We start from the raw sequence: 20,277 nt of genomic DNA on the forward strand, positions 1-20,277 counted from the left end.
ATACCAAGCGATAGCGCGGTAGGGTAGGCGTACAAAATTAGGGTGCCGGAGATATTGATCTATAAAGGTTGTCGAGAAAATCTTGACACATACGAAGCCTTTTTTTACATTGAGTTGCTTGCGGATTTGTGATAACATATATTTAGACTGACGGGGTGGTGCAGTATTCTAGTCGGTCGTTCATTTCCGAGGGCGGGCCTAAAAATCCGCTAAAGGGCACATCGATGAAGTTCTTGGTTTCGGCTCGGGGCGCCCAGCCCTGGGTTGATTCCGGGAGTAAAGAATGTAGGGCGATCCACAATGGCATGTGGGCGATGACCCTGCATTCGCGGAGACTCTTTCGCTTTTTGAAAGCGAAAGTGGAAAACCTGTTCACGAGTTATCGTATGGGATAACCACGGACAGCGTAGCCTGCCTTGAGCGGGTCTTGAGGGGATTATGGCTAAAAGATGAAAGCCTATCGGCCAATAGGCTTTGATCCCGGCCGTATGAAATCAAGTCCGCAAAAGAGGCTAGGAAATGGTAGACGACTGTTTGAGGAAAACTCCTAGACTGTTCACTACGACATTTGCTGGGGATTATAGTGCGGACTAAGTGGCGATCTAGTTCAACGCTCGGTGACGACGTTGGCAGAGCTTTAAATGGAAACGGCCCAAACGGCGACGTTCGGGTAGCTTTGCGGGAAAACCTACTGGACCTAAGCCGCAGCGTTTACTCAGCAAATGACCACCTCTTATACATATGGATAAGGGATACGATAATCGAATGAAAGATATCATGAAGTCGCTAAAATGGAGTGTAAGTATTGCCGTTATCACGCTCGTGTTAGCGGCTCTTTTTTCAGTGACGTCCAATACTTTGTTAAGTGGCCTTGGCTGGGCATTAGGGATGCTGATTGTCCTAGCCATTGTGATTTTGGGCGTCATTTTTGATATTATTGGAGTAGCTTCGACAGCGACGGATGAAAAACCTTTTCATGCGATGGCCTCAAAGAAACTAAAAGGGGCAAAACATGCGATGATGATTGCGCGGAATGCTGACCGCGTCTCAAATTTTTGCAACGATGTGATCGGCGATATATCTGGAATCGTCAGTGGAACCGCTTGCGCCGTTGTTGTTTTGGAATTAACAGCAACGCTCGGCAAAGGCGAAGGCACACCGCTTCATACGATCATTTCCGTTGTTTTTACAAGTTTTGTGGCAGCGATTACGGTTGGCGGAAAAGCTATGGGAAAAACCTTCGCTATTAATAATGCCACCAAAATCATTTTTCAAGTCGGTCGTTTATTATATTTTCTTGAGGAAAAACTGCATATAAAGGTGATTTCTGTCAACAAGAAACGGCCGAACCTGAAACGGCAATAAGGTGAGTGATAAATATGGAGTTAACTTCCATTAAGGATCCGGCTTTTTTAAAACAATTGTCGACTGAAGAGTTGACGCTTCTTGCATCTGAAATTCGCCGTTTTTTAATTGAAAAGCTATCGAAGACTGGTGGCCATTTGGCGCCTAATCTTGGCGTAGTCGAATTGACGCTAGTGCTTCATAAACTGTTTGACAGCCCGAAAGACAAATTGATTTGGGATGTAGGTCATCAATCTTATGTCCATAAAATTTTGACTGGGCGGGCTGGGCAATTTGACCAACTTCGTCAGACAGGCGGCTTGTCCGGGTTTCCGAAAAGAAGTGAAAGCGAACATGACGTATGGGAAACCGGTCATAGTTCAACATCGCTTTCTGCAGCAATGGGCATGGCAATTGCCCGCGATTTAAAAGGTGAAGAAGGCGACATCGTGGCCATTATCGGTGATGGGGCGCTGACTGGTGGCATGGCCCTTGAAGCGCTCAACCATATCGGGCATGAGCAAAGAGATATCATCATCATTTTGAATGATAACAAAATGTCGATCGCCCCGAACGTCGGTGCGCTTCACAATATGCTCGGACGTTTGCGAACAGCGGGAAAATACCAACGTGTCAAAGAAGACATCGAATATTTGATGAAAAAAATTCCAGCTTTTGGTGGCCGCATCGCCGCAACGGCAGAGCGGCTCAAAGATGCGTTTAAATATTTACTGATTTCGGGCATTTTCTTTGAAGAACTCGGCATTAAATATCTTGGGCCGGTTGACGGTCATAATATTGACGATTTAACGATGGCGATTGCCAACGCTAAAAAATTAAAGCGGCCCGTCGTTGTCCATGTTTTGACTCAAAAAGGAAAAGGGTATCATCCAGCCGAAGCCGATCAAGTTGGCACATGGCACGGGCCAGGACCATATAAAATCGAATCGGGGGCTTTTATTAAACCGGTGAACGCCCCACCTGCCTACAGTAAAGTTGTCGGCGATACACTAACGAAACTTGCTGAAAAAGATGAACGCATTGTCGTTATTACTCCGGCGATGGTCGTCGGTTCAAAATTGGATGGTTTTCAAAAAGCTTTTCCAGAACGTCTTTTTGATGTCGGCATTGCCGAACAACATGCCGCCACGCTTGCTGCTGGGTTAGCGACACAGGGTATGAAACCGGTGCTCTCGATCTATTCCACATTCCTGCAACGCGCCTATGATCAAGTCATCCACGATATTTGCCGGATGAATCTCAATGTGGTGTTGACGATTGACCGGGCTGGGCTCGTCGGGGGTGATGGTGAAACCCATCACGGCGTGTTTGATATTTCCTTCTTACGTGCGGTGCCAAACATCGTCATTATGATGGGTAAAGATGAAAACGAGCTGCAACATATGGTGTATACGGCGCTTCGTTACAATGATGGGCCGATTGCGGTACGCTTGCCGCGCGGCAATGGCCTTGGCGTGGCGATGGATGAGACGCTTAAAGAAATTCCGATCGGTAAGTGGGAAGTCTTGCGCGAGGGTAGTGATGTGGCGCTATTATCCTTTGGGCCAATGCTGAAAACCGTTAAAGAGGCATCAGACCAACTGAAAAAAGAAGGAATTTCCGCCCACATCATCAATGCCCGTTTTATTAAACCTATGGATGAGTCCATGCTTCTTGACCTTGCTGAACGGCAAATTCCTATTTTAACAGTGGAAGAAGGGGCGCTTACTGGCGGTTTTGGGAGCGGCGTTTTGGAATTTTACCATGGACAAGGCTTAACCGATTTTCCGATCGACTGCATGGGCTTGCCGGATCGTTTCATAGAGCAAGGGAGTGTCAGCGAGTTGCTTTCGGAAGTTCATTTGACCGCAGCGGATATTGCCATCCGAGCGAAAGCGCTCATTCATAAACAACATGTACAGCAAAGGGCTTTTCGGGCATGAAAGAACGCGTGGATGTACTTCTAGTTGAAAGAGGGCTTTTTGAAAGCCGTGAAAAAGCGCGACGGGCCATAATGGCAGGGCTTGTCTACTCCGGAGATGCCCGCATTGATAAGCCGGGCACGAAAGTCGCAGCTGACAGTGATTTGCGTGTGAAAGGAAAAGTCATGCCCTATGTCGGACGCGGTGGCCTTAAATTGGAAAAAGCGCTCAAAGTTTTTCCATTTTCCGTTCAGGATAAAATCATGTTAGATATTGGCGCATCAACCGGCGGTTTTACGGATTGCGCCCTCCAAAACGGCGCGCGACTTGTTTACGCCCTAGATGTCGGCTATAACCAACTGGCCTGGAAATTGCGGCAAGATGAGCGGGTTGTCGTCATGGAGCGGATGAACTTTCGGTATGCGAAACCCGAGGATTTTCAACATGGCTTGCCACAAATAGCAACCATCGACGTCTCTTTTATTTCGTTGAAACTGATCATTCCTGTTTTATACCAAATTTTAGTCCCGAATGGCGAGGCGATCGCGCTTATTAAACCTCAATTTGAAGCCGGTCGTGAGGAAGTTGGTAAGAAAGGCATCGTTCACAATCCGGACACGCATAAAAAAGTTTTAAACGATTTACTTCCGTTTTTTAACCAAGAAGGGTTTGATGTCGTCGGTTTAGATTTTTCCCCGATTACCGGCGGTGACGGAAATATTGAATTTTTAACGATGCTCGCCCGAAAAATTGACGGAAAAGGGGACACACACCTTGCCCCTGATGCCGTTGACCGGGTCATTCGCGAAGCGCACCAGGCGCTTAAAGGCTAAAACAAAGAGGAAGGTTCAACCTTTCCTCTTTTTTCGTTTTTATCACAGTAAAGTCAGAAGACTCCATCCTCAAGCAAAGTGCTTTTCAAAGCCCGTTCTTTCCGGCGGGCTAAATTAAGGTCCGTTGGAACCCTCTACGTAGGAATCTCCCACTTCAAATTTTCGTTAGAAAATTAAGTGGGGGTAGTTCAAATAAAATGGTTGACGCCCGAGCTTTTTCGATAAAAAATGAGAATAAGAACGCTTTTTCGGTTGGTTGACCATTAGGGGTGGAGAACATGTTAATGGAGTTGCGCGTAGAAAACTTTGCCATTATCGATACCTTACATCTTTCTTTTGCTGATGGCTTGACCGTCATTACCGGTGAAACGGGGGCAGGCAAGTCCATCATCATCGATGCCATTCAACTTCTCGTCGGCGGTCGAGCGTCAACGGAGTTTATTCGCCACGGCGCAGAAAAAGCAGAAATCGAAGCGCTGTTTGATATAACCAGCAATGCCAGTTGTATAGAAGTGCTTGCGGATTGCGGCATCGAACCAGAAGAGGGACTCCTCATCTTGCGTCGAGAATTAGGGCGTAATGGTAAAAGCCTTTGTCGGGCAAACGGAAAGTTGGTGACGTTATCAACTTTGCGCGAGGTCGGCAAGTACCTCATCGATATCCATAGCCAGCACGAACATCAAGAGCTCTTGCTTCCGGAAAATCATTTAAAACTCATCGATCGATTTGGCGATGCGCGGTTGACAGAGGCTAAAGAGGCCTATCTTGCTCAGTATCATAAAGCAAAAGCATTAGCTGAAGCATTGCAGCGCTTGACCCGCGATGAGCGGGAGATCGCCGATCGTCTCGATTTATTGACCTATCAACTTGCGGAGATTGAAAAAGCAAATATTCGATGCGGTGAAGAAGATGAATTAAATGAAGAACGAGCGAAACTCGTTAATTTTGAAAAACTGTATGAAGCTGGACTAACCGCATATGAGGCGCTGAACGGTGAAGGCAAAGCTCTGGATTGGCTTAGACAGACGTTGAGTGAATTGGAAGCAGCTGAAACGCTTGATCCGAAATTAGATGACGTCACAATTGCGATTCGTGACAGTTTTTATCTCATTGAAGAACAAAGCCGCCAATTAAGGGATTACGTCGAAAGCCTTGAATTCGACCCCGATCGCCTCGATTTAATTGAAAAACGGTTGGACGAGCTGAATCGCCTAAAACATAAATACGGAAAAACGACAAAAGACATCCTTGATCACTACGAAGCGATGAAAGCGGAATATGAAGAGCTCACCGGACGCGACCAAAAGGCTGAACAGTTAGAAAAGGCTCTTGATGAAGCTTTGGCAAAATTAAACGCCTGCGCTCAGGAACTCACGGCATTGCGCCAGAACATCAGCCGCGGATTAGTGGAGGCGATTAATCGTCAGCTGGCGGACCTTTATATGGAGAAAGCACGCTTTGACATTAGGATTGAGACGTTGGAGCCCAATGGTCTCGATGGGTATACAAAAAACGGGAAAGACCGTGTCGAATTTTTCATTTCGACGAACCCCGGCGAACCGTTTAAACCATTGGCGAAAATTGCCTCTGGCGGGGAAATGAGCCGAATTATGTTAGCGATGAAGTCGCATTTTAAAGCTTATCGTGGGGCAACATCCATCGTTTTTGATGAAGTTGATACAGGAGTCGGCGGTCGCGTGGCGCAAGCCATGGCGGAAAAAATTTACGACTTGGCAGAGGACGGCGGGCAAGTTTTTTGCATTACCCATTTACCGCAAGTGGCGGCAATGGCTGACCACCATTTTTATATTTCTAAAAAGGAAAAAGACAAGCGAACCATCACCGATGTGAAGCCTTTAGATGATCGCGAAAAAATTGAAGAGATCGCCCGGATGTTATCCGGCGTCGAGATGACCGAATTGACGAAAAAACATGCTGAGGAATTGGTTCGTTTGGCCAATGAAATTAAACGCTGAATTCCCTAAGCTATCCACTGTTGGATAGCTTTTTTCCGTCTTTACGGTTATAAATATGTCCCGCTAAGGCAAACTTATAAATGCACTCACAAAAGGTGTGGGTTAGGAGCAAGGAGAGTGAATCATGAAAAAGTCCGAGCTCATAAGACGTACGATTGGTTTTGTTCTCCTTGGCTTCTTATTAAGCCTTGGATTTATTCAACCGGTTCGTAACTATTTTCATCTTCCACAACAAATAACGCTTTTCAAAAACGAGACGAACACCACGCGCTTACCTAATTTTCTGAGTGTCTCATCTTTAGATCCTGCCGTTACGGTTTCCGGAGAAGCCCAAAACGTCAAGATTAAAGGAAATCAGATCGGACAAGCGGACATGGTGATTTCAGCGGGAAATCTCCCCGTGAAAAAGGTGAAGGCCAAAGTGTTGCCCGATATTCGCTTGATACCGGGTGGCGAATCGATCGGGGTAAAATTAAACTCCGTGGGGGTTTTGGTTGTCGGCTATCATCTTGTCCACGCGAAAGATGGCGACCGCTCGCCCGGGGAACAAGCTGGAATTAAGATCGGCGATATCATTACGGCCATAAATGGCCATGTCGTCGAAAATATGTCGGATGTTAAAGAATACGTCAGAAAAGCGGGGGATGAAGGGCATCCCATTCAATTGACAGTCTTGCGTCAAGATCAAAAATTACAAAAGATGTTACAACCTGTCAAAGATCAAAATGAGAACAAATATCGACTCGGTCTTTATATCCGTGACTCGGCTGCAGGCATCGGAACGATGACTTTTTATGACCCAAAAAGTCGTAAATACGGCGCATTGGGTCATGTGATATCGGATGTTGATACGAAACAACCGATTCAAGTGCATCATGGGGAAATCGTACGCTCTTCCGTTACTTCCATCGACAAAGGTGAAGATGGGCGTCCGGGTGAAAAAATCGCCACTTTCCCAACCGACGCCAAAGCGATCGGCAATGTAGCCAAAAACACGCCTTTTGGGATTTTTGGCACATTGAATAAAAACGTCTCAAACGGCCTAATGACAAAACCCATCCCAATTGCTCTTTCTGATGAAGTGAAAGAGGGGCCGGCAAAAATTTTAACCGTTGTAGATGGCAATCACGTGGAAGCCTTCGATATTAAAATTTTGAGTTCAGTGCCACAAAAATATCCGGCGACAAAAGGTTTAGTCATTAAAATTACAGATCCAAAATTACTGAAAAAAACGGGCGGCATTGTTCAGGGGATGAGCGGAAGCCCGATCATTCAAAACGGAAAGTTAATTGGTGCTGTCACCCACGTTTTTGTCAATGATCCGACATCGGGTTACGGCGTGCATATCGAATGGATGTTGAAAGAAGCAGGAATCGACATTTATCAGAATCATCATGAAGGAAAACGAGCGAGCTGATTTATCGGCTCCTCTTTTTCTTTTTTATACATCCTTTTTCGGACTAAATAAGGGATCCGGCTCTCTTTACGATAAGGGTTTGACGTTGCCAACTTTTCTTTAACTAAAAATAATTCTACAAAATCTTTGTTTAATAACCCACTATTTACCATCGAATTGTCAAATCGTGCGGGCTATGTCGAACAGTTACTGCTTTAGACATCATTATTGAAGCGAATTTTGTCGGAATACGCCAAAAATGTTCGAAAAGGCATGAAACGCTGAACCTTCGCATAAAAAGTAAATATAAAAAGGGAATTTAGAATCCTTGTCGAAAAACTATAGTGGAAATTTTGTCAGAGGAGGAATTTGTGACTTGGAGAAAATTAAAGTATGTCTAACGGATGATAATCAAGAATTGGTAAAATTAGTGGAAGAATACATTGGCGAAACGGATGACATCGAAGTCGTCGGTACGGCTTACAACGGCCATGAATGCCTTTCTTTAATAAAAGAAACGTCTCCCGATGTACTGGTACTGGATCTGATCATGCCGCATTTGGACGGCCTTGGTGTTTTAGAACAACTCCGGCAAAGCGATGACTATCCGAATCCAAATGTGATCATGTTGACGGCATTCGGCCAAGAAGATATCACCAAAAAAGCTGTTGAACTCGGCGCATCGTATTTTGTACTTAAACCGTTTGATATGGATAGCCTCATCAACAACATTCGATCTGTGTACGGAAAAAATAAGCCTGTCTTTAAAGCAACGCGCCTGACGCAAAGCATTGTACGTGAAAGCGGAAAGAAACCGAAAAATTTAGATGCGAGCATCACAAGCATTATTCACGAAATCGGCGTTCCTGCTCATATCAAAGGGTATATGTACCTGCGGGAAGCGATTGCCATGGTCTATAATGACATCGAGCTGCTCGGTTCGATTACAAAGGTACTCTATCCAGATATTGCTAAAAAGTATAAAACGACTGCCAGCCGCGTTGAACGGGCCATCCGTCATGCGATCGAGGTGGCCTGGAGCCGGGGGAATATCGATTCCATATCCAATCTATTTGGGTATACGGTGTCGATGTCTAAAGCAAAACCGACGAACTCCGAGTTTATTGCGATGGTCGCCGATAAACTAAGGATTGAAAATAAAGCGGGTTAAATGGTCGGCCGAATCGGTTACCGAGTGCCACACATCATTCACTTTGGTTCAAATAAGAGAGGGAATTTTTACTAATAATTGCTCTTTGACACAACACGATGTGATCAATCATGCATCTTAAAAAACACGACCATTCAGTTAAAAACGGCATTCCTTAAGAGCTCTCCTCTTGGGAATGCCGTTTTTGTCGCTTTTCTAGTTTGATTTTGATTTTTGCGAACGATTTCGGTAATGATAATGGCGTTTGCGATCGCGTGATACTATCCATCCACCGATAAAACCGATACCGAAGACAAAACAGATGACTCCAACCAAAAGCTCTAGCCAGACGGATGAAAAGGGCGCATCCACAATAGCAAAGAGCGCATCGCGAAACAGTTTGACCCCGAGGCTAGCTATGGCCAAGGGAAAGAGAAGTAAAATGAGCGCGAGCAATCGACCGATCATCTTGCACATCCTCACTGCATACTTTGTTATTTTATTCTAGCGAAAGGCCCGGTATCTGTCCATTTGTACCATGAGCAGAAATTGGGTAAAATGGAGTATGAAAAAACTTGCTTATGTCGTCTGTCGAGAGTGGGTGAAACCCATTGCAGTCAGTTCTCATCATTGGAGGCACGCGCGAGAGTGTAGCCGTTATAGAAACATTGTTGTCAACTAAGGCGGCCAAGATTGTTGCCGTCATTGATTCCGACCCGCACGCCCCTGGCATTCGCTTTGCCGAAAGAAAAGGGATCCCGACCGCTTCCAAATGGAAGCCGTTTGCCAAAACCCATGTCGATATCGTTGTGAATGCTCTAGATGACCGGATTTTATCGGATCTGCGGGCGCAGATGCCCGATACGGCCGTCATCATCCCATGCAGTATGGTTCATATCATCACGAATTTAATGGCGGAAAAAGAAAAGTTAATTAACCAACTAAAGGCCCAATCCGCCCAGCAAAGCATGATTTTGACACTCACTCATGACGGGATGGTGGCGATCGACCGAAACGGCATCGTGACGCTTTTTAATCCGAGCGCCGAGAAATTGATGGGGATCAAAGCAAAGGACGTCATCGGCAAAAAGGTAGAAGATGTCATTCCGTCGACGAAATTGCCCAGGGTCATTGAAACGGGAAAACCGGAAATTAACCAGCAACAAGAATTGGAAAACGGTAAGAAAATCGTGACAACCCGGTTGCCGATGTTTGATCACAATGGTCAACTGTGCGGGGCTTTTGCTGTATTTAAAGACATCTCTGACCTTGAAGAATTGGCAAGGGAAATCACCAATTTGCAGAGCATCCAAACGATGTTGAACGCGATTATCCAATCCGCTGAAGAGGCGATATCCGTTGTTGATGAAAATGGCCTCGGCATACTGATTAACCCCGCTTATACCCGCCTGACCGGCTTAACCGAAAAGGATGTGATCGGAAAACCCGCAACGATCGACATTTATGAGGGCGAAAGCATGCACATGCAAGTTTTAAAAACACGAAAACCGGTGAGGGGTGCTCGACTAAAAGTCGGCCAAGCGAAGCGCGATGTGATCGTTAACGTCGCACCGGTGATTGTGGACGGTGAGTTAAAAGGCAGCGTTGGTGTCATTCAAGATATGTCGGAGATCACAGCCCTCACCAATGAATTAAATCGCGCCCGCCAAATTATTCGCACGCTAGAAGCCAAATATTCCTTTGACGATATCATCGGTGAATCGGAGGAAATTCAGCTTGTTAAAGAACAGGCGAAGCTGGCAGCTTCGACACCGATTTCGATACTCCTTCGCGGGGAGTCCGGCACCGGCAAGGAATTGTTTGCCCATGCCATACATAATGCTAGTGGCCGCAAATACAATAAGTTTGTCCGCGTGAATTGTGCGGCTATCTCTGAGTCGCTACTCGAAAGCGAAATGTTCGGGTATGAAGAAGGGGCCTTTTCCGGTGCGAAAAAAGGCGGTAAGCGCGGCTATTTTGAAGAAGCTCAAGGCGGAAGCATATTTTTGGATGAAATCGGCGAATTATCCCCGCACATGCAGGCGAAACTATTACGCGTGCTGCAGGAAAAGGAGATCGTCAGGGTCGGGGGTACAAAACCGATTCCCGTTGACGTCCGGGTGATAACCGCAACGAATGTCAATTTGGAAAAACGGATTGCGGCAGGAACCTTCCGAGAAGACTTGTATTACCGTTTAAATCGTATGCCCATTTTTATACCACCACTGAGACAGCGGAAGGAAGACATCCCTGCATTGGCCCATCATCTCTTGCGGAAAATCAACCACGATTTTGGCCGCAATGTCGGCGAAATCGCACCGGAAGCCATGGCGATGTTAATGGCTTACGACTGGCCAGGGAACGTTCGCGAGCTGGAAAACGTGTTAGGTCGGGCGGTGATTTTTATGGCGATCCAAGAGACGGTCATTCGTGCTGAGCATATCCCACCGCTCGTGACCAAGGAAAATCCTTCGCTTGCTTATGCCGAAGTCGATGAAGAGCGGAGCGAAAATTTGGCCGACATCATGGATGCGTATGAAAAGGAGATTATTGCCAAGACGCTTTCCCGCTATCAGTTTAATAAAACAAAGACGGCAAAGGCATTGGGAATATCCGTGCGAAACTTATATTATAAGATGGCCAAATATCACCTTGAAACAATTGACATGCAAAATACTGCATATACGCAAAAAATTTCAAGGTCTTCATCTCATCATTAAAGCGCTTTCATTTTATAAAACTCTTGGCATGTTTTTTGCATGAATTAAACGTGGCAAAAATAAATACAAACTTTGTGCCATAAGGAGGCTATTTTTGTATGGAAATCATGAAATATATGGAAAAATACGACTACGAACAATTAGTGATTTGCCAAGACAAGGAATCCGGCCTTAAAGCGTTTATTTGCATACATGATACGACCCTTGGACCGGCGCTCGGCGGTCTCCGCATGTGGACGTATGATTCTGAAGAAGCGGCGATTGAAGACGCCTTAAGACTGGCAAGGGGCATGACTTATAAAAATGCGGCTGCTGGGCTTAACCTCGGCGGTGGGAAAACCGTGATTATGGGCGACCCGCGCAAGGATAAGAATGAGGCGATGTTCCGCGCATTAGGCCGCTTCATTCAGGGGCTGAACGGACGCTATATCACCGCTGAAGACGTTGGAACAACGGTGGAGGATATGGACATAATTCATGAAGAAACCGATTATGTCACCGGGATCTCTACCGCCTTCGGTTCGTCAGGAAATCCTTCGCCAGTTACGGCTTATGGTGTTTATAAAGGCATGAAAGCCGCGGCAAAAGTCGCCTTCGGCAGCGATTCATTAGAAGGAAAAACGATCGCCGTTCAAGGGGTTGGCAACGTCGCCTATGCCCTCTGTGAATATCTCCATAAGGAAGGCGCCAACTTGATTTTAACGGATATCAATGAGGCTGCTCTTGATCGCGCGGTGAAAGCCTTTGACGCTAAAGCGGTCGCACCTAATGAAATTTACGGTGTTGAATGCGATATTTTTTCACCCTGTGCGCTCGGTGCGATCATCAATGACGACACCATCCCGCAACTAAAAGCGAAAGTCATCGCCGGAAGTGCCAACAACCAATTGAAAGACGAACGTCATGGTGACATTATCCATGAAAAAGGGATCGTTTATGCACCCGATTATGTCATCAATGCCGGCGGTGTCATCAATGTTGCCGATGAATTGATGGGTTATAACCGCGAACGCGCCATGAAAAAAGTCGAAGGATTATACGATAACTTGATGAAAATTTTTGCGATTTCGGAGAAAGAAGGCATCCCGACTTACAAAGCGGCAGACCACTTGGCCGAACAACGCATTAATGCATTGAAAAACACCCGTAGCACTTTTTTAAAGAATCCGAAAAGCTTAATCAGTAACCGATAAGGCTTAATGATAAGGGCTCGGCTGAGGAGCCTAGGCTTAATTCAGCCCGCCCTTATTTTGTGAGCTGGAAGGAGTGTACGAAATGGCCAAAAGCTATGATCTTGTCATCCTCGGAGGGGGAACCGGCGGCTATGTCGCTGCCATCCGGGCGAGTCAATTAGGTCTTAAAACGGCAATTGTCGAAAAAGACAAATTAGGCGGGACATGCCTGCATCGCGGCTGCATCCCAAGTAAAGCCTTGCTGCGAACGGCCGAAGTTTTCGCCACGGCAAAAGACGGGGCAAAATATGGCGTTCTCGCACAAGACATCACGCTCGATTATAAAAAGGCGCATGAACGAAAAAATGCCATCATCAACCAGTTGCACCGCGGTGTAACCATGTTGATGAAAAAAGGGAAAATCGATGTTTATAACGGCTATGGCCGGATTCTTGGCCCGTCCATTTTTTCACCGTTATCTGGTACCATCTCCGTTGAATACGAAGACGGCAAGGAAAACGATATTTTAATTCCAGATAAGTTATTGATCGCAACCGGCTCCCGTCCAAGGTCTCTCCCAGGTTTAGATGTCGATGGAAAGTTAGTCTTGACATCGGATGATGCGGTTCATTTGGAGTCGCTTCCCGCTTCGATTTTAATTGTCGGCGGCGGGGTGATTGGCGTGGAATGGGCATCGCTCCTCAATGACCTCGGTGTGGATGTCACCGTTATTGAATATGCTGAACGCATTGTCCCAACCGAAGATGAAGCCATTTCCCGTGAATTGCAAAAGCAACTAGAAAAACGCGGGATCCGCTTTGTCACAAAGGCTAAAGTATTACCGGAGACGCTGCAAAAAGGTGCGGGTGTTACCATTCAAGCCGAAGTCAATGGAGAAAACCAAGCATTTAGTGCGGATCAACTGCTTGTCTCGGTCGGGCGTCTCCCGAATACAGAAGATATTGGACTTGCGAACACCAATGTGAAAACCGAAAAAGGGTTTATCCTTGTTAATGACGCTTATCAAACATCCGAATCTCACATATACGCGATAGGCGATTGCATCGGCGGTCTCCAACTCGCTCATGTCGCCTCACACGAAGGGATTAAAGCGGTCGAGCACATCGCTGGAAAGCATACGGGTCCGCTTGATGCCACATTGATCCCGAAATGCATCTATACCCGTCCGGAAATCGCGTCTGTCGGCTTAACCGAAAAAGAAGCGAGAGATCAGGGCTATGACGTCAAAGTCGGGAAATTTTCCTTTAACGCGATTGGCAAAGCCCTTGTGTACGGCGAATCCGACGGTTTTGTGAAAATCGTTGCGGATAAAGCGACGGATGATGTGCTCGGCGTGCATATGATCGGCCCGCATGTCACAGACATGATCTCGGAAGCGGCACTTGCCCGTGTCCTAGATGCGACACCATGGGAAATCGCCGAAACCGTCCACCCGCATCCGACGCTTTCCGAAATTATCGGCGAGGCGGCTTTGGCTGTCGATGGCTTGGCCATTCATTCTTAATTTTTAAAAGGTATACGCAGGGAGGTTTATTTATGGGGAAAAATCGACATGAAGCATTGGGTTTATCCGATGAGACCGTTTTGGAAATGTATGAAACGATGCTTTTGGCACGCCGCCTCGATGAGCGGTTATGGAAGTTGAATCGCGCTGGAAAAATTCCGTTTGTCATCTCTGGACAAGGTCAAGAAGCTGCACAAATCGGCGCCGCCTTTGCATTGGACCGTAGCAAGGACTATGTCGCACCGTATTACAGAGATATGGGAGTGGTTCTCGCCTTTGGCATGACAGCGCGTGAATTAATGTTGTCCGCTTTTGCCAAAGCCGAAGATCCGAACTCTGGCGGCCGGCAAATGCCGAGTCATTTTAGCTCGCGGAAATTACGCATTTTAACCCAGTCCTCTCCAGTGACGACACAAGTTGCCCATGCCGTCGGTGTCGCCCTCGCAGCTCGTATGAAAGGCGAAGACATCGTCGCCTATGCGTCATTCGGTGAAGGGTCGTCCAACCAAGGGGATTTTCATGAATCCGCCAACTTTGCCGGCGTTCATAAGCTCCCCGTTATCTTCATGTGTGAAAACAACCAATATGCGATCTCCGTTCCGCTGAAAAAGCAACTCGCTTGTGAACGGGTCTCCGATCGAGCAGCTGGTTACGGCATGTTCGGTAAAACGGTCGATGGCAATGATCCTCTAGCTGTTTATGAGGTTATGAAAGAAGCGGTTGACCGCGCCCGCCGGGGTGAAGGACCGTCTTTGATTGAAACCGTTTCATACCGGTTGACCCCGCACTCCTCCGATGATGATGACATGACATACCGAACAAAAGAAGAAGTGGAGGAAGCGAAGAAGAAAGACGGTCTGTATGTCTTTCAAAGTTACTTGAAAGATTGCGGCGTATTGACTGAAGAAAAAGAAAAGGCCATCAACGAACGCGTTGATTTTGCCGTGGATGATGCCACCGATTATGCGGAACAAGCGCCTTATGCGGAACCAGAATCGGCGCTCCGCTATGTTTATGAGGAATAGGAGGGGAAAACGATGCCAGTGATTTCATATATTGAAGCTGTGACCCAGGCCATTCGGGAAGAAATGGCCCGTGATGAAAACGTCTTTATCATGGGGGAAGACGTTGGCGTTCGCGGTGGTGTTTTCCGTGCCACTGCTGGCCTGATTGAGCAATTTGGTGAACAACGAGTGATTGATACACCGCTGACCGAATCGGCCATCGCCGGTGTGGCGATCGGCGCCGCGATGTATGGCCTCCGTCCGATTGCGGAAATGCAATTTGCCGACTTTATCTTACCAGCAACGAACCAAATTATTTCAGAAGCCGCCAAAATTCGCTATCGTTCGAATAACGACTGGAGCGTGCCGCTGACGATCCGTGCGCCGTATGGCGGTGGGGTCCATGGCGCCCTCTATCATTCCCAGTCGGTTGAAGCGATTTTTGCCAATGTTCCTGGCTTGAAAATTGTCATGCCTTCTACTCCTTATGATGTAAAAGGGTTGCTCAAGGCCGCTATCCGTTCCAACGACCCGGTATTGTTTTTCGAACATAAACGCGCTTACCGGTTAATTAAAGGCGAGGTGCCGGAAGATGATTACGTCCTGCCGATAGGAAAAGCCGATGTCAAGCGTGAAGGTGAAGACATCACGGTGATAACCTACGGATTGGCTGTGCACTTTGCTCTTCAAGCGGCCGAAAAATTGGCGGAAGAAGGCATTTCGGCACACATTTTGGATCTCAGAACCGTTTACCCTCTGGACCAAGAAGCGATTATTGAGGCTGCAGCCAAAACCGGGAAAGTGTTACTCGTGACCGAAGACAATAAAGAAGGCAGCGTGATGAGTGAAGTCGCCGCCATCATTGCTGAAAATTGTTTATTTGATTTGGATGCGCCGATTAAACGATTGGCAGGTCCCGATATTCCAGCTATGCCGTATGCGCCACCGATGGAAAAATTCTTTATGATTAATCCCGAAAAAGTGGAGAAGGCCATGCGCGAGCTTGCAGAATTTTAAGCGATTGGAGGGTTACGAATGGCCATAGAAAAAATTCTTATGCCCCAACTTGGTGAAAGCGTCACGGAAGGAACAATTGGCCGCTGGCTTGTCTCCGTCGGGGATACGGTAAAAAAATATGATCCCATTGCCGAAGTGACGACGGATAAAGTCAATTCAGAAGTCCCGTCATCGTTTACGGGGAAAATCAAAGAAATCGTCGCCGCTGAAGGCGAGACGCTTGCTGTTGGGGAATTGATGTGTTTAATTGAAACCGAAGACGCTCAAACAGCTCCTGAAACCACGCAAGCTGAGGAAGCTACGACGACCTCAAAGCCCGTACAGACGGATGAAGGCGATCAATCGATGAAAAAGCGCTATTCTCCAGCCGTCCTGCGCCTGGCTCAAGAACATAATATCGATCTGGAACAGGTAACAGGGACAGGTAAAGGCGGAAGGATCACTCGGAAAGATATCCTTGCTCTCCTTGAGTCTGGAAAAATGCCGAAAGCTCAAGCGACGACTTCCGAGGTCACGGCAGAACAAACTACACCTTCCGTCGAAGCGCAGGCGCCAAAAGTTGCACAGCAAGAAGCAGTGAGCCAGCCAGCGATCCAAACCGCCCAAGGTGATGTGGAAATTCCAGTCAGTGGTGTGCGTCGCGCCATTGCCAATAACATGGTTAAAAGCAAACACGAAGCGCCACATGCCTGGACAATGGTGGAAGTGGATGTCACGGATCTCGTGAATTATCGCAATAAAGTCAAAGCCGACTTTAAAAATAAAGAAGGCTTCAGCTTGACCTTCCTGCCATTTTTCATTAAGGCAACGGTAGAAGCGCTCCGCGAATTCCCGAGAATCAACAGCATGTGGGCTGGGGATAAAATTATTGAAAAGAAAGACATTAACATCAGCATTGCGGTTGCCACTGAGGATGCCCTTTATGTTCCCGTCATCAAAAATGCGGATGAATTGAGCATTAAAGGCATCGCCAAAAAAGTTCATGAATTGGCCGGAAAAGTGCGTGCAGGTAAATTGTCTCCTGATGATATGCAAGGCGGGACCTTTACGGTAAACAATACCGGTTCCTTCGGCTCTGTACTATCCCAACCCATTATTAATTACCCGCAAGCAGCGATTTTGTCCGTGGAAGCCATTGTCAAACGGCCGATGATCGTCAATGGGATGATCGCCGCCCGAGATATGGTGAACCTCTGCATGTCCCTTGACCATCGCGTTTTGGATGGCTTGATTGCCGGAAGATTTCTTGCCCGCGTGAAAGAAATTTTGGAGAACATGAACGAAACGAATACATCGATTTATTAAACGTGAAAAATAGCTCCGCGGCTCGGGAATGGCCGATGATGTCGACGGCTCCCGGTGGCGGAGTTTTTTTCGTTCCTCCGCCTTTTCAAATGACTAAAAAGCGAACGCCCGCTGTTCTCATTTTTTGCGAAAGATGTGCGGGTGCGCTAAAATAATAACAAGTTCACTGAAAACGGAGTGGATCGATATGAACATGGATTTCAATCTTTTTATTAACGATGTCGTCAATGCCGCTCGCCGCGAGATTGTCGAAGCGGGTTATAAAGAATTGCGCACACCAGAAGAAGTGGACGAGGCGCTGAGCAAAAAAGGCACCACGCTGGTGATGGTGAATTCCACTTGCGGTTGTGCTGGAGGGGTAGCGCGGCCAGCTGCGGCCTATGCGGCCAATGTCTACAATAAACCCGATCAATTGGTGACCGTTTTTGCCGGTCAAGATAAAGAGGCAACCGCACGCGCCAGGGAATATTTCACGGGGTATCCACCATCTTCCCCTTCGTTTGCTTTATTAAAAGATGGCAAATTGGTCACGATGTTGGAACGGCATGACATCGAGGGCCATGAGCCGCATGAAGTGGCGGCGCGTCTCGAACAATTGCTTGATGAACACTGCGCAAAATAAGCGCGTTTGTTTAGGATCGAAAGAAAAACCGGGAAGGCTGGCTTTCCCGGTTTTGTTATTTTTCAAAGAGATGCAATGCTTGGCTGAACTCGTTAATTTTCTTTAAAATTCTCGGAAAAACGAAACGCATTTTGCCATCATGTTTTATCGCAAAACTTAAATTTCGTCGGAATTCGTATTCAAACACACGCATTAAAAACGCATATTTATACAACGTTTCGGGATCATGGTGAAAGATGATGCCTTGTTTTTTTATTTCTCGAACATAAGCCTTGAGCACATCCCGACGAAGGCGCTCCGCATCCCACGACGGTTCATGATCGATGGGTGATTCAATCAATTTGACGAGGTCCAAAAAGCAAGGTCCGTAAACGGCCGCGCCAAAATCAATAAATTTGATTTCGCATTCGCCATCAAGGTCCCCATGGTAGCCAATATTATTTAAAGTCAAATCCCCGTGGACGAGCGAAGAATATTCATAAAGTGGCGGAAAATCAAAGCCGTTGTGTGCCAATTCGTAAATTTCTGGGGCTATCTCCATAATAATTTGATGTAATTGCGGATAGGCTTTCGCCCGTTCTAAGTTCATGAGGATATCTTTAAAATTTCGTTCTCGCGTTTGGAACTTAAATGTCGGAACCATTTTTTTTATGCGTTTGGAAGCGGGTTTGTCATCAAAGGTTAAGGCATGAAGCCGGGCGAGTACCGGAGCGATTTTTATAAGATGTTCGGGGTGTATGGCTTCTTTTTGTGAGGCGACTTGTAAACACTCCATAAACATGATAGTGCCATCTTCTTTATCCCCTTCACGGACGACGTACATTTCCGGCATGTAACGACGGATGGGCGTGTCTTTCAGCCCTTCATATAAGATGGGCTCGCGCAATTTGATATCTCTGCCGCGGCACGCCTTTACGATCACCTGAAAGGCTTCGGCATTCGTTGGCACATGGATCCGCCAAATGCTGCGATGTGTTGCCTCCTTAATCACCGAAATATCTTTTTCCGCCAATGACCGTGTCATTGTCACCGGAATTTTATTGGCAACATCCCATTCGTTCCAGTAATCAAGAATCTTTTTTTTACTCAATGTCATGTGGACTCATTCCTTTGAAAATCGATGGGTTGACCTTTTTCGTCAAAAAACACCTCTTTCCAATAACGCACCATTGAAAGTCCCCAATGGACTTTCAATTCCTCTTGTTGGATGGGAAGCCCTAAAGCAAGTTTCACCGCTAGGTATGGCAAGTTGACGCCAGCGGCCGTACAATGAACGATCGTTCCTTGAATTCTTGGATTAATTTCTAAGATTTTTGGGATTCCATTGTCATCGCGGCGGATCTGAATCCCGATATTGCCGTTTAATCCCAGAGTTTCAGCGATTTCCACCGCGTAATCAATGACATCATCTTCTTTAACGATTTTACTTCGAACGGAAATCCCACTTTCAACCCGTTGCCGGAGCCGCGGAATGGCGATCAAATGCTTTCCCCGATCCATCAATAAATCAACGCTGTACTCTTCATTTGGCAAGTATTCCATGACGACGGTTTCAGGTATTTTATTTCGTCCTTTAAGAAGGTGATAAAGATCTTTTTCATCCATATAAACACTTGTCGGTTTGGCATGAAAGAGCAGGTCGAAGCGGTCTTTCGTTTGATCCAACACCCGAAATCCGCGGCTGCCATCAGACTCAGTCGGTTTAAAACAGACGGCTCGTTTCGGATAACCGAGGTCGGCCAGTGCGCTTTTCAGCTCTGAAGGTGTACGGGCCACGTGAAAATCGGGAACCCGAAATCCCTTGTCTTTTAAAAAATGAAACAAGCGCCCCTTATTCAATGCATAAGCGAGCGGCTTTTCATCCGAAACGGAGACAGCAGTTCCGATGCGATTAAACGCTTCTCGGTGTTTCGCGAAGGCTGGCAGCTCTTTTGTGACGAGCGGTAAAATGCAATCCACTTGATGGGCGCGCGCAAGATTCAGGAGGGTGTGTATAAAATCCGGGTCGTCCGCTTTCGGCCCTTTAAAAAAAAGATCGACTAAACCGCGTCCGGCGTTGTCAGCATCCATATCCACACCGATAATGGAAAAGTCATGGGCTTTGACAGAGCGGAGCGATTGGATCACACCGGGGGCAGCGGGCGAGCCGCAACCGGTAATAAGTACCGTTAGTTTTGCTTTCAATGGCCTCACCTCCTCTTCAACCGAAAATCTCGCATTGTAATGTTCATCATGAGAGAACGGATCAATACTTTATCCTATTCGCGTTCACTTAAGTTGTCTTTGTGTCT

At 46.7% G+C, this 20,277-nt stretch carries 16 protein-coding genes; 13 read left to right on the forward strand and 3 right to left on the reverse strand.

All coding sequences use genetic code 11. The features are described from left to right. Window positions 1-765 precede the first annotated feature (765 nt). From H532_RS0103600 to spo0A, 6 genes are all read left to right on the forward strand, one after another. Window positions 766-1,365 (forward strand): hypothetical protein, encoded by a 600-nt coding sequence (locus tag H532_RS0103600; RefSeq protein ID WP_027724355.1) that lies wholly within the window; start codon window positions 766-768, stop codon window positions 1,363-1,365. 14 nt (window positions 1,366-1,379) lie between these two features. Beyond that, a complete protein-coding gene (gene dxs / locus H532_RS0103605) occupies window positions 1,380-3,287 on the forward strand; it encodes a 1-deoxy-D-xylulose-5-phosphate synthase (RefSeq protein ID WP_027724356.1) in 1,908 nt (635 codons plus the stop codon). Then, a complete protein-coding gene (locus H532_RS0103610; RefSeq protein ID WP_027724357.1) occupies window positions 3,284-4,099 on the forward strand; it encodes a TlyA family RNA methyltransferase in 816 nt (271 codons plus the stop codon). Before dxs ends, H532_RS0103610 begins: the two co-directional genes overlap by 4 nt. 278 nt (window positions 4,100-4,377) lie before the next feature. Beyond that, window positions 4,378-6,075: a DNA repair protein RecN gene (gene recN / locus H532_RS0103615; protein ID WP_027724358.1), complete on the forward strand. Its 1,698-nt coding sequence runs from the start codon at window positions 4,378-4,380 to the stop codon at window positions 6,073-6,075. Between the two features lie 124 nt (window positions 6,076-6,199). After that, window positions 6,200-7,492: a SpoIVB peptidase gene (gene spoIVB, locus H532_RS0103620; protein WP_027724359.1), complete on the forward strand. Its 1,293-nt coding sequence runs from the start codon at window positions 6,200-6,202 to the stop codon at window positions 7,490-7,492. A gap of 355 nt (window positions 7,493-7,847) precedes the next feature. Then, complete coding sequence (gene spo0A / locus H532_RS0103625) at window positions 7,848-8,642, forward strand: sporulation transcription factor Spo0A (protein ID WP_027724360.1); 795 nt, start codon at window positions 7,848-7,850, stop codon at window positions 8,640-8,642. A 195-nt stretch (window positions 8,643-8,837) separates the two neighbouring features. Here the strand turns inward: spo0A and H532_RS0103630 are convergent, their stop codons facing one another. Then, on the reverse strand, window positions 8,838-9,089 hold the full coding sequence (locus H532_RS0103630) for a DUF2627 family protein (RefSeq protein WP_051263116.1): 252 nt from the start codon (window positions 9,087-9,089) through the stop codon (window positions 8,838-8,840). A gap of 143 nt (window positions 9,090-9,232) precedes the next feature. Here H532_RS0103630 and H532_RS17735 point away from each other — a divergent pair, with 143 nt between their 5' ends. From H532_RS17735 to H532_RS0103665, 7 genes are all read left to right on the forward strand, one after another. Further along, window positions 9,233-11,341 (forward strand): sigma-54 interaction domain-containing protein, encoded by a 2,109-nt coding sequence (locus tag H532_RS17735; protein WP_051263117.1) that lies wholly within the window; start codon window positions 9,233-9,235, stop codon window positions 11,339-11,341. Window positions 11,342-11,439: 98 nt separating this feature from the next. Continuing rightward, complete coding sequence (locus H532_RS0103640) at window positions 11,440-12,534, forward strand: Leu/Phe/Val dehydrogenase (protein ID WP_027724362.1); 1,095 nt, start codon at window positions 11,440-11,442, stop codon at window positions 12,532-12,534. Between the two features lie 82 nt (window positions 12,535-12,616). Beyond that, entirely contained in the window at window positions 12,617-14,038 is a 1,422-nt protein-coding gene (gene lpdA, locus H532_RS0103645; protein WP_027724363.1) for a dihydrolipoyl dehydrogenase, read from the forward strand. 32 nt (window positions 14,039-14,070) lie between these two features. Further along, the gene (locus H532_RS0103650) at window positions 14,071-15,063 is read left to right on the forward strand and encodes a thiamine pyrophosphate-dependent dehydrogenase E1 component subunit alpha (protein WP_027724364.1); all 993 of its coding nucleotides are present in this window, start codon (window positions 14,071-14,073) and stop codon (window positions 15,061-15,063) included. A 12-nt stretch (window positions 15,064-15,075) separates the two neighbouring features. Beyond that, entirely contained in the window at window positions 15,076-16,059 is a 984-nt protein-coding gene (locus H532_RS0103655; protein WP_027724365.1) for an alpha-ketoacid dehydrogenase subunit beta, read from the forward strand. 18 nt (window positions 16,060-16,077) lie between these two features. Beyond that, a complete protein-coding gene (locus H532_RS0103660) occupies window positions 16,078-17,364 on the forward strand; it encodes a dihydrolipoamide acetyltransferase family protein (protein WP_027724366.1) in 1,287 nt (428 codons plus the stop codon). A gap of 187 nt (window positions 17,365-17,551) precedes the next feature. Then, entirely contained in the window at window positions 17,552-17,986 is a 435-nt protein-coding gene (locus H532_RS0103665; protein ID WP_027724367.1) for a BrxA/BrxB family bacilliredoxin, read from the forward strand. 55 nt (window positions 17,987-18,041) lie between these two features. Here H532_RS0103665 and H532_RS0103670 read toward each other — a convergent pair whose 3' ends face one another. Together H532_RS0103670 and H532_RS0103675 are read right to left on the reverse strand one after the other, a co-directional pair. Next, entirely contained in the window at window positions 18,042-19,082 is a 1,041-nt protein-coding gene (locus tag H532_RS0103670; RefSeq protein ID WP_027724368.1) for a phosphotransferase, read from the reverse strand. Further along, on the reverse strand, window positions 19,079-20,170 hold the full coding sequence (locus tag H532_RS0103675; RefSeq protein ID WP_027724369.1) for an ATP-grasp domain-containing protein: 1,092 nt from the start codon (window positions 20,168-20,170) through the stop codon (window positions 19,079-19,081). The genes H532_RS0103670 and H532_RS0103675 overlap by 4 nt, the downstream gene beginning before the upstream one ends. Between the last annotated feature and the right edge of the window lie 107 nt (window positions 20,171-20,277).

The sequence above is a fragment of the Tuberibacillus calidus DSM 17572 genome (assembly GCF_000430685.1).
Lineage (GTDB): Bacteria > Bacillota > Bacilli > Bacillales > Sporolactobacillaceae > Tuberibacillus > Tuberibacillus calidus.